This window comes from Deltaproteobacteria bacterium (genome assembly GCA_009692615.1).
GTDB lineage: Bacteria > Desulfobacterota > Binatia > UBA9968 > UBA9968 > DP-20.
The window spans coordinates 77,477-91,080 of sequence record SHYW01000002.1 but is presented as its reverse complement, the minus strand read 5'-3'; the positions used below and the strand labels follow the sequence as shown (position 1 = coordinate 91,080).

12 protein-coding genes are annotated in these 13,604 nt (G+C 56.3%); 7 read left to right on the top strand and 5 right to left on the bottom strand.

What is annotated here, in order from left to right; all coding sequences use genetic code 11:
- The first annotated feature begins 178 nt into the window (after positions 1 to 178).
- From EXR70_00930 to trxA, 7 genes are all read left to right on the top strand, one after another.
- Positions 179 to 661 carry a hypothetical protein gene (locus EXR70_00930; GenBank protein MSP37038.1) on the top strand — a complete coding sequence of 161 codons (483 nt, stop codon included), beginning with the start codon at positions 179 to 181 and terminating at the stop codon, positions 659 to 661.
- A gap of 139 nt (positions 662 to 800) precedes the next feature.
- A complete protein-coding gene (locus EXR70_00925) occupies positions 801 to 3,206 on the top strand; it encodes a cyclic nucleotide-binding domain-containing protein (GenBank protein ID MSP37037.1) in 2,406 nt (801 codons plus the stop codon).
- An 839-nt stretch (positions 3,207 to 4,045) separates the two neighbouring features.
- Positions 4,046 to 4,609, top strand: a complete 564-nt coding sequence (locus EXR70_00920; protein ID MSP37036.1) for a TlpA family protein disulfide reductase — start codon at positions 4,046 to 4,048, stop codon at positions 4,607 to 4,609.
- Entirely contained in the window at positions 4,606 to 5,343 is a 738-nt protein-coding gene (locus EXR70_00915) for a cytochrome c biogenesis protein CcdA (protein MSP37035.1), read from the top strand. Before EXR70_00920 ends, EXR70_00915 begins: the two co-directional genes overlap by 4 nt.
- Before the next feature lie 101 nt (positions 5,344 to 5,444).
- Positions 5,445 to 5,993 (top strand): GTP cyclohydrolase I FolE, encoded by a 549-nt coding sequence (folE, locus tag EXR70_00910; protein MSP37034.1) that lies wholly within the window; start codon positions 5,445 to 5,447, stop codon positions 5,991 to 5,993.
- Positions 5,994 to 6,003: 10 nt separating this feature from the next.
- Positions 6,004 to 7,482, top strand: coding sequence for a leucyl aminopeptidase (locus tag EXR70_00905; protein MSP37033.1), 1,479 nt, complete (start codon positions 6,004 to 6,006; stop codon positions 7,480 to 7,482).
- Between the two features lie 214 nt (positions 7,483 to 7,696).
- Positions 7,697 to 8,023 (top strand): thioredoxin, encoded by a 327-nt coding sequence (trxA, locus tag EXR70_00900; GenBank protein MSP37032.1) that lies wholly within the window; start codon positions 7,697 to 7,699, stop codon positions 8,021 to 8,023.
- Between the two features lie 40 nt (positions 8,024 to 8,063).
- On the opposite strand, the gene EXR70_00895 is transcribed toward trxA, so the two are convergent.
- The 5 genes from EXR70_00895 to mreC are packed head-to-tail and all read right to left on the bottom strand — an operon-like array spanning position 8,064 to position 13,591.
- Positions 8,064 to 9,203, bottom strand: coding sequence for a lipopolysaccharide heptosyltransferase family protein (locus tag EXR70_00895; GenBank protein MSP37031.1), 1,140 nt, complete (start codon positions 9,201 to 9,203; stop codon positions 8,064 to 8,066).
- A gap of 39 nt (positions 9,204 to 9,242) precedes the next feature.
- Positions 9,243 to 10,346, bottom strand: coding sequence for a rod shape-determining protein RodA (gene rodA, locus EXR70_00890; GenBank protein ID MSP37030.1), 1,104 nt, complete (start codon positions 10,344 to 10,346; stop codon positions 9,243 to 9,245).
- Entirely contained in the window at positions 10,336 to 12,210 is a 1,875-nt protein-coding gene (mrdA, locus tag EXR70_00885) for a penicillin-binding protein 2 (GenBank protein ID MSP37029.1), read from the bottom strand. The genes rodA and mrdA overlap by 11 nt, the downstream gene beginning before the upstream one ends.
- 9 nt (positions 12,211 to 12,219) lie before the next feature.
- Entirely contained in the window at positions 12,220 to 12,726 is a 507-nt protein-coding gene (gene mreD, locus EXR70_00880) for a rod shape-determining protein MreD (GenBank protein MSP37028.1), read from the bottom strand.
- A gap of 25 nt (positions 12,727 to 12,751) precedes the next feature.
- Positions 12,752 to 13,591 (bottom strand): rod shape-determining protein MreC, encoded by an 840-nt coding sequence (gene mreC, locus EXR70_00875; protein MSP37027.1) that lies wholly within the window; start codon positions 13,589 to 13,591, stop codon positions 12,752 to 12,754.
- Positions 13,592 to 13,604: the final 13 nt, after the last annotated feature.

Below are 13,604 nucleotides of genomic sequence, written 5' to 3'. Positions count from 1 at the left end.
GCTTGCTCTGCTTTTTCTTTCTCGCCCACGCCAAACTCGCAAACGTTGTCTGCTCCCCCACGCTCTTTCCTCCCGCCTCACCTTGTCGGTCTTTCTGCTCTTCGTTATTAGACGACTTGCTAGATGACTTGTTCAGAGATTCCTTAAAGAGATCCTCCCCGCCCTAACCGAGGTCCATGTGTTCTTCGACGCCAACAGCAATTTTTCGCGGGACAATTTCGCGAGCGTCGAAGCGGCGGGAAAAAAAATGGCCATTCCGGTGGTCGGCCACGGGGTCAAATCCACCGATGAGTTGAAAACCACACTGAGTAACTTGAATCCGCCCGCCGGAGCGGCGATTTTTCAGGTCACCGACGACTTGATCGAAAGCGAAGCTGATTTCATCTTCACCATTTCGCGGCAGAAAAAAATTCCCACCATGTTCAACGAAGAATCCTGGGCGATCAACGGCGCCACCGCCGCCTACGGACCCAACTATTTTGAAATGGGCCGGCGCGCGGGCGTGCTGCTCGATCTCATCGTCAAAGGCAAAGCGCCGGCGACATTGCCCGTGGAGCGGGCAGGCAAATTCGATCTGACGCTCAATTACCGCGGCGCAAAATTTATCGGCTTCGAGCTGCCGCCAGCGTTGCTGAAAAGAGCTGACAAGGTGATCCGCTAACCCAAAAGTGAAATCCGGCGCAACGACTGTGATCGCCTCTTCTTTTGAATAAAACCATGGAACCCCAAGCTGAAGCCATCGTAAGCATCCCGATCTTTGCCGCGCTGTCCCGCAGGACATCGCCAAGGTGTTGGGCAAGATGCAAGAGACTCACTGCCAACCCGGCGAGGCGATCTTCAAACAAGGCGATCAAGGCGACGCTTTTTATTTGATTCAATCCGGTGCCGTGCAAGTGGTCGTCGACAGCGGCGCCGGCAACTCGGAGATCGTTGCCGTGCTCGGTCCCAAAGACTGGTTCGGCGAGATGGCGCTGCTCTCAGGCGAGCGCCGTTCCGCGACCATCGTCAGCGTCAAAGAATCGATGCTGTGGCGGCTCAGCCGGGAAGACTGGGAAGAACTGATCGAAAAGCATCCCAAGTGGTTGCTGCAATTTTGCGCCACCCTGAGCAAACGGCTTTCCTTGCTCGACCGGCAGTACTCCACCGGACGGGAAGCGTTCAATTCCCTGGCCGAAGAATTCTACAACTCGCGCAATGGCGACGAACAGAAGTTTTTTCGCCACGCCGCGCTGCTCGGCGCCATCGAAGCGAAGACCTTCGATCAATTGCTTCATGCCGACGGATTCAGCCAACTGGTCAGCGATCTCGGCAACAGCCAATTTCCGCTGATCCGCCGGCTGGGCGACGACAAGTACGAGCTGCACAGCTTCTTCAAAGATCTGCTGCTCGAAAAGCTGCTTCATGTCGACGGGGTGGACGCCAAACAGCAACTCCACGCTCAGTTCGCGGAACGTTTCGAAGCCCTCGGCGATTGGCAGCAAGCGCTGCATCACGCGACGCAAAGCCAAGATTGGCCGACGGTGACGCGCCATCTCGCGGCCCAAGGCGACGCACTGCTCACCAGTGCGCCGCTGTTTTTAAAAAATATTCTCGATAGCGTGCCCCAGGAGCAAATTCTCGCCAACACGCGTCTAGTCAATCTTAAGAGCAACGCGTTGATCGCCCTGGGCGACGTGGCCGGCGCCTATCGAACCTTTCATGACGTGGTGGTGCAAAAAAGTAGCAGCGTGGCCGGCGCCGAAGCGATCGTCGGCTACCGGCGCATGGCCGAAGCCCTGGCAGAAAAAAAAGAATACGCCAAGGCGATCAATCATCTGCGCTCGGCGCTGAGCATCTTGGCCCAAGAGAACACCACCGAACGGAACTACGGCGAAACCGACAGGCAAAAATCCGGCGCCGAAGAAAGTGCCGGAAGCGACGAGAGCCAAGCGAGCGGGACAACTGGCGGTTGGCGCGGTGCTCTCGCCGTGTTACGCGCGCCGTCGTTCAGTAAATGGTTCGGGGCGGTGTCGGGGCTGGCGGTGGGAATCTATTTTTGGTTCGGCCAACCGGACATCGGTCTCGATGGCGCCGGGACGAAAATGCTCGGCTTGATCACCGCGACGCTGATCTTTTGGGTGTTTCGCTCGCTGCCGGACTACGGCGTGGCGTTGGCCTACGCCATGATTATCATATTGGCGAATTTGGAAACCGCGCAAACCGTCATGGGCGGTTTCGCCAGCACGACATGGTTCATGACCCTCGGCGTGTTGGGCCTTGGCGCGGCGATTACCGGCTCGGGTTTGTTTTACCGTTTGTCGTTGCACTTAGTGAAGCTCTTTCCACTCAGTTATTACTGGCAAATCGTCGCCACCGGCATCATGGGCGTGGTCGTCATGGCGCTGATCCCGCAACAAACCGCGCGCACCGTGATCACCAGCCAGATGCTCGTCAATCTTTCCGAGAGTCTCGGCTATAAAACGCCGTCGAAAGCCTCCACCGGTTTGTTCACCGCGAGCTTTCTCGGTTTAGGCCAACTCGGCTTTTTGTTTTTGACCGGTTCGACCACAAGCCTCATCGCTTGGGGCCTCTTGCCCGCCGATGTGCGCGCGCAGTTTTCTTGGGGCTACTGGTTTATCGCCGCCCTACCGCCGACGCTGGTGGTGATCGTCATAGTTCTGGCGTTTTCCATCTATCTTTTCCGGCCCGAATCCCAACCCAACGTTTCTTACACCATGGTGCAAACTCAGTTGGAAATTTTAGGACCGCTGTCGCACAAGGAATGGATCAGCTTAGCGGTGTTATGCTTCACCGTCGGCGGCTGGCTCACGGCTACGATCCACGGCATCGACGGCGCCTGGATCGCCATCATCGCCTTCGCGGTGTTGGTCAACACCGGCATCCTCGACTGGGGCATGATGCGCAAAGGCATCGACTGGGAGCTTTTGATTCACATGGGCGTGACCCTGAGCATTCCAGCGCTGCTCAAGGGCGCGAAAATCGATCAATGGTTGGTCGACGGCATTTCGCCGTTGATTCTCCCCTTCGTCGACAGTCCCGCCTGGCTGTTTGTCGTCATTTGCTTGTTGACCTACGCGCTAAAATTGATCTTCACCAGCTTCTTGGCAGTCGTGACGTTGTGCGTCGCGCTGTTGCCGCTGTCCGTCGACGTCGGCATGAGTCCATGGATTATCGCTATGGTGATTCTGATCGCCTCGGAAGTTTAGTTTTTCCCCTACCAAGTCGATTGGCACATGCTCGCCTACTCGACCACCGACGGCAAAGGATTTTCTTACCCGCTCATGTGCCGGGTCAATCCGATCTACGCCATCGCCTACATTGTCGCGCTGATCGTCGCGATCCCCTACTGGCGCTATCTCGGTTTGATGGGTTAATCGCCGCTGGAACGATATTGTTCGCGCATTTTCACTCGCGCAAGTAATTTTTTCGCTTGAGACGCGCTCTGCGTCGAAAAACCGACCGATAATTTTTTTATTTTTAAATTTTCCGCCGATTCTTTCGACGCCACTGCGCTCATTCGACAAAGTTGCGAAACTTTTTTTGAAAAAAATAACTAAAATGATATTTTTTTCTTGACATACAATTTGTTGTGGATCTATAATCACGCCAGATACAAAATATGGGAGGGTTGTAGTAGTACATTGTCTTCGCCTGAGCCATGTTTTACTGCCTGTCCAAATTAGCCCACCCGTGGAATCCTAAAAGGAGGTGCTTATGGCTGCAAAGAAAAAAGCCAAGAAGAAAGCTAAAAAGAAGAAGTAACCTTTGTGATTGAGGTTGTGGGGTTGTTGTAAACCCTCCTTACTCTCAGGCGACAAGGTAACCGTCCTGGTTATCTAAAATACGAAGCCCTCCGGCGCAATGCTAGGGGGGCTTCGTGTTTCTAGCTCTTGAACACAACATAAACTAGTTTCATTGCAGCTTTGGGCCGGCAACTGACATCTAATCGCTGTCGATGAGTGATTTTGTCGAGAGTTAGCCGACCAATCTGCCTCGGGCTAACCAACTATTGCTTCGCTATCGTCAAATAGTTAAGGTTGAGGCCGTGAAGATGCTATCGAACCGCCATCGTTCGCCGCTGATTGCTTGCCTCTTGTTCTTTTCAGTTTTCAGCTCGGTCTCGGTTCTGGCCCAGTCGAAAATCGACTACAAAGCGGTTTCGATACTTCAGCCAATAAAAGAAGTCGCGCCGACGCCGGAGTTTACCTTGACGACACCGGACGGTAAGAAAATCGCGCTCAAAGACTTTCGTGGCAAAATCGTCCTGCTGAATTTCTGGGCGAGCTGGTGCGTACCTTGCCGCGAAGAAATGCCGTCGATGGAAAAGCTCTATCAAGAATTCAAAGATAAAAATTTCGTCATCCTCGCCGTGGCGGTCAAAGACCGTAAGCAAGATGCCATCGACTTCGTCAAGGAATTGAAGATCACCTATCCGATCGCTCTCGATCCTGACGCTAAGACCGGCCAAGACTACGGCGCCTTTGGACTGCCCGCGACTTATCTCATCGGCGCCAAAGGCGAAGGACTGGCGCGCGGCTGGGGTCCAGCCGAGTGGTACGGCGCCGGCGCGCGAAAACTGATCAAAGATTTGGTCGACGGCAAAAGATGACCGACGTCAATATATTCGTCGCCTTTGCCGCGGGCGTCTTCTCGTTTCTCTCCCCTTGTGTGCTGCCGCTGATTCCTTCTTATCTCTCATTCGTTTCCGGCGTGTCATTGGACGAAATGCGCGACGACCAGGCCCGTACCCGGGTGCGTACCCGCGTGGTGCTGAATTCGTTGGCCTTCATCCTGGGCTTTTCCATCGTCTTCGTTTCCCTCGGCGCCTCCGCCAGTTTTCTCGGCGGGCTGTTCATGGGCTACCGCAACGGTATTCGCATCTTCGGCGGAATTTTCATCGTGCTCGTTGGGCTCCTGTTGGTCGGCGCATTTAAAATCGCCGCCCTCGATCAGTATTTGCAGTTCAATCTCAAAGACAAACCCGCCGGCTATCTCGGTTCGGTGCTGGTCGGCATCACCTTTGCCGTGGCCTGGACGCCCTGCGTCGGGCCGATCCTCGGCGCCACGCTGGCGTTGGCGAGCACTTCAGGAGAAGTCGGCCACGGAGTTTTTTTGTTGATGAGTTACGCCGCCGGTCTCGCCTTGCCGTTTTTCTTGAGCGCCTTGGCGATCAATTCATTTTTTCAGTTTTCTCAGAAGCTACGCCGCTACGTGCAGGTCATTCACGTCATCGGCGGTGTGCTGTTGATCATCGTCGGCATCCTGCTGATCACCGATTACATGACCTTCCTCAACGCTTACGTGCTCCGTTTCACGCCCAGCTGGCTGCTGAAAAAACTTTAGCGCGGCGATTCGTTCGCCTGGTTTGACCCTCCTCGGGCTAAATGTTAGTTTTTTGAAACTTTCGACACAGCAATCGCCCTCGCCCTTTGAAGGAAATTCCAATGGAAGAACAAATCCGCGAGATTCTCAAAGCCCTCGGTGAAAATCCCGACCGCGAAGGACTTCTCCGGACCCCCCAGCGCGTCGCCCAGTCGTTGGCTTTTCTTACTCGCGGTTATGACATGGACCCGGAGAAAGTGATCAACGACGCGGTGTTTACCGAGGATTATTCGGAAATGATCGTCCAGCGCGACATCGATTTTTACTCCTTGTGCGAACACCATATGTTGCCGTTTTTCGGCAAGGCCCATGTCGCCTACATTCCGCATCATAAAATCGTCGGCATCTCCAAGCTCGCCCGCTTGGTCGACATCTACGCGCGCCGCTTACAAGTGCAAGAACGGATGACCAATCAAATCGCCACGACGATCATGGACAAGCTCGACGCCCTGGGCGTCGCCGTGGTGCTCGAAGCCGAACATCTATGCATGCGCATGCGCGGCGTCGAGAAGCAGAATTCTTACGTCATCACCAGCAGCCTGCTCGGCGCCTTCCGCACGCGCCAAGAGACCCGCGCCGAGTTCATGAATTTGATCCGGCGCAAGGACTGAAGAGGCTTCGATGGAAATTAAATTTCGCGACACCCAAGCCGAACGCATCAAGTGCGACCTCCTAGTCATCCCGGTGCGGGAAAATCATCTCGACGATGCTGCGCTGCGCGCCGTCGACCGCCAGCTCAAAGGCCATCTGCGTCGGCGCATGACGCAAAGTAAATTCACCGGCAGCGAAGCCAGCACGCTGCTCTACACCAGTGCAGGAAATCTGCCGGCGGGACAAATTCTTTTAATTGGTTTGGGCGCCGCCCCGGTCTCGGGCGACACTTGGCGCAAAGTCGGCGCCCGGGCGCGCAAAGAAGCCCATGCCATCGGCGCCAGCGACATCGCGCTTTATTTCGCGCCGGATAAGCAACAGGAAATCAGTGCCGCCGCGGCATTACTCGAAGGTCTGCTGCTCGCCGCCTACCAGTTCAGTAAATACCGTTCCAAGCCCAACGGCACGGCGGCAATAAAATCGCTGACGTTGCTGCGCTCGGGTCTGAAGAAAACCGCGGCGTTGCAGAATGCGCTGAATGCCGCCCAGGTACTCGTACCGGCGGTATGTCTCGCCCGCGATTTGGTCAACGAGCCGCCGTCCGTTGCCACCGCGCGCTTCCTCGGCGCCCGTACTTTAGAATATTGCCGAGGACGCGGTCTCAGCGTTGAAGTATGGAACAAAAAGAAAATTGAGGCGATGAAGCTCGCCGGCCTGCTCGCCGTCAACCGCGGCAGCTTGGAAGAACCGCGCTTTATTAAGATTCATTATCAGCCGGCGCGAAAAGCCAAAAAGAAAGTGGTCTTGATCGGCAAAGGCATTACCTTCGATTCCGGCGGCTTGTCGCTCAAGCCATCCAAGTCGATGGAAACCATGAAGCTCGACATGGCCGGCGGCGCCGCGGTGATCGCGACCATGAGTTGTTTGTCAAAGCTCGATCTCGATATCGAAGTCACCGGTTATGTGCCGACGACGGATAATTTGCCCGGACATAACGCCCAGAAGCCCGGCGACGTGATCCGCTACATGAACGGCAAGACCATCGAAGTTTTGAACACCGACGCCGAGGGCCGATTGATTCTCGCCGACGCCTTGGCGCTCGGCGCGCGCCAGAAACCCGACTACATGATCAACCTGGCGACCCTGACCGGCGCCTGCATGACCGCTCTCGGCACCCAGGTCGGCGGTATTTTTAGCAATCATCAGCAGCTCGCCGATCACTTGATGCGCGCCAGCCAAGAGGCCGGCGAAAAGCTTTGGCAACTGCCTTTGGTCAAAGAATACAAAGAACTGATTAAGAGCAGCGTCGCCGACATGAAAAACATCGGCGGCGCCCACGGCGGCGCCATCACCGCGGCGCTGATCCTGCAAGAATTCGTCGGCGACACGCCCTGGGCCCATTTAGACATCGCCGGCCCGGCCTTCGCCGAAAGCGACAACGCGCTCGGTCCCAAAGGCGGCACCGGCTTCGGCGTGCGAACCTTAGTGCGGTTTCTCTCGACGCTGTAGTCTGCGGAAGCGTTTGAATAAATCGTTGTTCCAGGTTTACTGTGAAGACGTTTTCACCACGAAGAGCACGAAGTTCGGAGTCATAATCGTCCGAAACCTTCGTGTCCTTCGTGGTGCAGAAAACAAAGTGAACCTAGCAGAATATTTTGACGAAAATCTGAACATCCAAAAAACTTATAACTCAATACAGACAATTCATAAGGAGAGCACGATCATGGGAAAAATCACCGAAGTAGGCGACAACAATTTTGAAGTAGAAGTTTTGCAATCGGCGGTGCCGGTGCTGGTGGACTTCTGGGCGCCCTGGTGCGGCCCATGTAAGGCGATCGCGCCGGTGGTCGAAGAAATCGCCGGCGAGTATGAAGGCAAATTGAAAGTTACCAAATTAAATGTCGACGATCACCCGGCCACTGCGGCGAAGTATGGCATCCGCGGCATTCCCAATCTGCTAATCCTCAAAGGCGGCGCGGTCAAGGAACAAATCGTCGGCGCCGTGCCCAAAACTAAGTTGGTCGCCGCCATCGACAAAGCGCTACTGTAAAAATTCATTCAGCATAGCCGCAACCCGCCAAGGGTCGCGGCTATGCTGAAGTCGCTTGGCCGGCGTTGGCCGGCGAGTAAGACAGTTCTTCCAAAGCCGCGCTCAACACCGCCGCCCCACTCACCGTTTCATCACTACTGACCGTCCGCGCCGCGCTCGGCGGCGGCGCCCAGCGCAACAAGTCTCGCTCACGAAAAATCGCCAACACGCGAACACCTAGGGCGCAGGCGAGATGCATGGGCCCGGAGTCGCAACAGATAAACAGATCGAGCCGGGTCACCATGGCGGCGAATTTACGTAGCGAGGGCTCGCTGACCAAGCGCGCGCCGGGGCCGAGAACAGTTTTAATTTCAGCCGCGATATCCGCTTCATCCGGCCCCAAAAACGTCACCACACGAAAACCTTTTTGGCTCAGGCCGGCGATCACCTGGGCGAAATTTTCCAGCGGCCAGCGTTTGCCGCGGAGCTTTCGACCGCCGAGAAAAACTCCGACGATGGGCTGGACGATTTTACCGACGACCTCGGTCAACGCAGCTTCGCCGGCGCTCAACTCGGCGGCGGAAAACTCTAACCGACCCACGGCGTTGATGGAATGAAGACCTAGCGCCGTCAACAATTCACCGAGCTTGTCGTACTTGTTCGCTTGTCTCAGCTTGTCGATACGATAATTGAAAAGCCCGTCCCACTTGCCGGCACAGCCGGCGCGGATGCGCGCGCCAGACAAACCGATGATGAAGGATGCCAGACCGGACTGGGAACAGCTAACGTCGAGGGCGAGATCGTAGCGATTGGCGCGCAAGCGGCGCAGCAAGATAAAATACCGCCACAATACCTGGGGAAATCGGCGCGGCGTTTCGTAGTGGCGATCGATCGCTTGATGGAGAAACAGCGAACGGGAAAGCGCCGAGCCGAGATAATCGATCCGCGCGTTGGGATAATTTTTTCGAAACGTAGCGAGCGCCGGCAAGGTCAATATCGCATTGCCGATGCGAAAGTTGGCGCGCACGAGCAAGATGCGCTTGAGATCCTGACCGCGCGGGTCGATGGTTGCGTTATTCCGACCCGAGGCCAAGGCGCTGATCACGCGCATGACGAGCGTCCGGATCCACCGGTCGACACGATAACGCAACGGCCGGCGGCTCGGCGCTTCGGACCCGTTATTTGGCTCTGGCAAACTCACGGCAGTTTCGTCTTGGGCGGCAATCTTCGACGACGGCGATCAAAAAATGAACCGGCGCATGCTGACGTTCATGATGATGCCGACGGCGAACATCATCGAGGCCAACGCCGAGCCGCCGTAACTCACCATCGGCAACGGTACGCCGACCACCGGCATCAGGCCCGAGACCATGGCGACGTTGATCGTCACATGCCAGAAGATAATCGTGGTCATGCCGAACACCAGCAAGGCGCCGAAGCGATCTTTGGCGCGCTGCACCAGGCCGATGCAATAGGCGATCAATATAAAATAAAGCAGTAAGAGCACGGCGCAGCCGGCCAAGCCCCATTCTTCGGAGAAAACCGCGAAGATAAAATCGGTATGCTGGGCAGGCAAAAAATCGAGCCGATTCTGGGTGCCATGGAGAAAACCTTTGCCGAACAGCCGGCCCGAGCCGATGGCGATTTGCGATTGAATGACGTGATAGCCGGCGCCCAACGGATCGCGGTCGGGATCGAGAAAGGTCAAAATACGATTACGCTGATAGGTTTTGAGAAAGTGCCAGGCGACCGGCAAAAATGCGATGCCGGCGGCGACCAGATAGGAAAACGAGCGCATGCGCAAACCGCCCATCAAGACCATACTGATAAACACCACACCAAGAATAATCGCCGTGCCGAGATCCGGTTGAATCAAAGTGAGCAACACCAGCGGCGCGACCAGAGCGAAGGGCACCCAAAGATCGCGCAGATCGTACCCCTTGGGGGGCTCGTCGGACTGAAAATATTTCGCCATGATCAACACGATGGCGAGCTTGGCCGGCTCGGAGGGCTGGAGGCGAAAGAAAAACAGATTGATCCAGCGCTGGGAACCGCCGCCCGAATGGCCGACGATCATGACTAACGCCAACAGCAACAACATGAGAGCATAGAACGGATACGCCACCCGATCGATATAGTGATAGTCGAAACTGACCGCACTCAACATGGCGATCAACCCCAGTCCCAACCAAGTCAACTGGCGCATCGGCAACGGACCGGCGTGGCCTTCGGCCATGTCGAAGTTGGCGCTGTAAATGGTCATGACGCCGATGCCGACGAACGCCAACGAGAGAAAAAACAAAGTCCAATCGAAATGGGAAATCACCCGCCGGTCAATTTGCATCGGGCTTCCCCTCTAAGCGGGCCTGCTGCTTGTCGCTCGCCGGTTTTTGAATCTCGATAAATTTTTCATAAACCTTCTTCGCCATCGGCGCCGCGACGTCGCCGCCATGGCCGCCATGCTCGACCAGCACGGCGATGGCGATCTGGGGATTTTCCACCGGCGCGAAGGAGACGAACCAAGCATGGTCGCGGTTGAAATAGCTCAGCTGCTCGGTTTTGACATAACCCCCCTTCATCTCGACGACTTGAGCGGTGCCGGTTTTACCGGCGATGTCGACGAGCGGTGTGCGCGCCATGCCGCCGGTGCCGACTTTGACCACGTCGGCCAGTGCGGCGTGCACGCGCTTTAAAGTATCCGGTTTCAGTTCGATGGTGCGAATCAGCTCCGGTTTGTATTCGCGCACCGTAGTGCCATCCACCGATTCCACTTTGCTGACAAGGCGCGGGCGAAAAAACTTGCCGCCGTTGGCCACCGTCGCCATCATGTTGGCGAGCTGCAACGGCGTCACGGTCACATAGCCCTGGCCGATGGCGACCGAGACGGTCTCGCCGGGATACCAAGGTTGGCGAAACCGTTTCATTTTCCACGCCGTGTCGGGAATCGTACCGCCGCGCTCGTCGTCCAAAGCGACGCCGGTTTTTTCCCCCAGGCCGAAGGCGCGCGCCCATTTGGCGATGCGGTCGATGCCAAGTTTTGGGCCGAGCTGATAAAAGTAGGTGTCGCAGGAAATAACGATCGCGCGATGGAAGTTGACCGCGCCATGGCCGCCCTCTTTCCAATCGCGAAAGCTCCGGTTGCCGAAGGGGAAGAAACCGGGATCGGAGATCGACGATTCCGGATTGATCACACCCTCTTCAAGAGCCGCGATGGCCATGACGATCTTGAAGGTCGATCCCGGCGGATATTGCCCCTGAGTGGACCGGTTGCTCAGCGGCCGCAGCTTATCTTGAATCAGCGCGCGCCATTCGTCTGATTTAATGCCGCGGGCGAAATTATTCGGATCGAAGGCCGGCGTGCTGACCATCGCCAGGATCGAGCCGTTGCTGACGTCGATAGCGACGATGGTGCCTTCTTTACCGTTGAGCGCTTCGAAGGCGGTTTGCTGCAGCCGGCGATCAAGGGTCAAATGCACCGTATAGCCCGGCACGTCGGTGACTTCGTGCAACACCCGCACGCGCCGCCCGAGCGCGTCGACTTCAACCTGTTGGCCGCCGCTCTGGCCGTGCAAAACTTCTTCCCAGTGGCGCTCGAGACCGTATTGACCGATCTCGTCGCCAACGCCGTAGCCATGATCTTTGAAAGTCTTGAGTTGTTTCGGGTTGATCTCGCCAAGGTAGCCGAGCACATGGGCCACCGCCTGACCGTCTGCGTAATTGCGCCGCGGCCGCGCTCTGAGCGTCACCCCGGGCAAGTCCAATTGATGGGTTTCCACCGCGACAATCGTCGACCATTCGACGTCGCGGCCGAGCGTAATTTCATCGAAGGCGGTGCGGCTTTTATTGTCTTGATAGGTTTTTAGGATTTCGTTCTCGTCCCAATTGAGATAGCGCGCCAACGCACGCAAGGTCGTTTCCGGTGCATCGCTATCTTCCGGCACGAAGAACAAATCGAAGGACGGCCGGCTGTCCACCAGCAACTGGCCAAAGCGGTCGAGCACCATGCCGCGGGTGCCCGGCACGCGCTTGAGACGAATGCGATTGTTCTCGGACAGAAAGGTGTAACGTTCGCCGTGCAGGATCTGCAGATAGATCAACCGCGCACCTAAACAGAGAAAGGCGATGGAAAGAATGACGAAGAGCGTTACCGCGCGCCGGCGTAATTCCGGCGCGCCGTCTTGCTTGTTGATCTCGCCATAGTTCGCCATAATTCTTGCTTACTGCGCCACCGCGCTGGGTTTGGCGAAATATTTTTCGCCGCGCGCCAATAGCGCGAACATAAAAGGCGCCAATAGCGCGGCGATCAGCGCCTCGCTGGCGATATATTTGAGCGCCCCCTGCCAAAACCCTTCAGTGCTGAGAAACACCACCCAAACCAACACTAAGCCGACCCCTTTGATCAACGCCGCACACAAGACGATGATCGAGCTGACCAGCGGATGGTGCAGCCAAATCGAACGGGAGCCCAAGTACACGCCAACGAACACTAGCGACATGGCGAAGGCGTTGACGCCGAGCAATTGGCTCGAAAGAATGTCGACGGAATAACCCAACAAGAAGGAACCGATGGCGGCGCCCATGGTGGGATGATTGAGCCCCCAATAAACGCACAACACTAAAATCAAATCGGGAACCATCGGGCCAATGGGCACGAGACGCTGCAAGGTCGTTTGTAGGATAACCAAGAGAATACCCATCGCGAATAGCAGTAAAGAAATTTTCATTGCCAGTTGGAGCACCGATAACGACTCATTTTTTTGCCGGCTCAGTCTCGGCGTCAGCTCCCACCACCAAAACTTCTTCGACCCGGGCAGATTGCACCGCCGGTAAAACCTCGATGAACTGGAACAGCCCGAGATTCTGTTTGTTGACCCGCACCACCGTGCCCGCCATCAGCCCCTTGGGAAACACGCCGTCCAATCCCGAAGTGATCAAGCGGTCGCCCACTTGGACATCTTCGCTGCGTTTGACGTATTTGAGCACCGTGCCGCTGTCCAACGAACCGGAAACGATGCCGCGGCTGCGCGTGCGCTGGACCAAAACATCGATGCCGCTATTGGCGTCGGTGAGCAAGATCACTTTAGCACTATAGGCCGTCACCGACACCACTTTGCCGACCACGCCCAGCGGCGTCACCACCGCCATATCTTTTCGCACGCCGTCGGAACTGCCTTTATCGAGGATGCAGCCTTGAAACCAACTGCTGGCGCTGTTGGCGATAATCGCGGCGGTCAGCGATTTGCTCGGCAACTGGGCACGGAAATCGAGCAGCTGTTGCAACTTGCGATTGGTCGCTTCGGCCTCGAGCAATCGTTGACGCTCGACTTCGAGGTTTTGTATGCGTTTGCGCAGCCGTTCGTTCTCGGACTTAAATCCCGATAGGGTCAGATAATTTTCTTGGATGGCGATGAACCAGTTGGCCGTCCCCTGGGCGGCCAATTGCATTGGCCGTAACACCCACATCAACACCATGCCGACCGGCTCGTTGCGCAGTTGACCGCGCGCCGACAGAGTCAGAATCGAGCTTGATAGTATCAGACAGAAACAAGAACTCAGGGCGATCTGATTCTTACGCAGGAAAGCGAGCATGGAAGGCTAAATC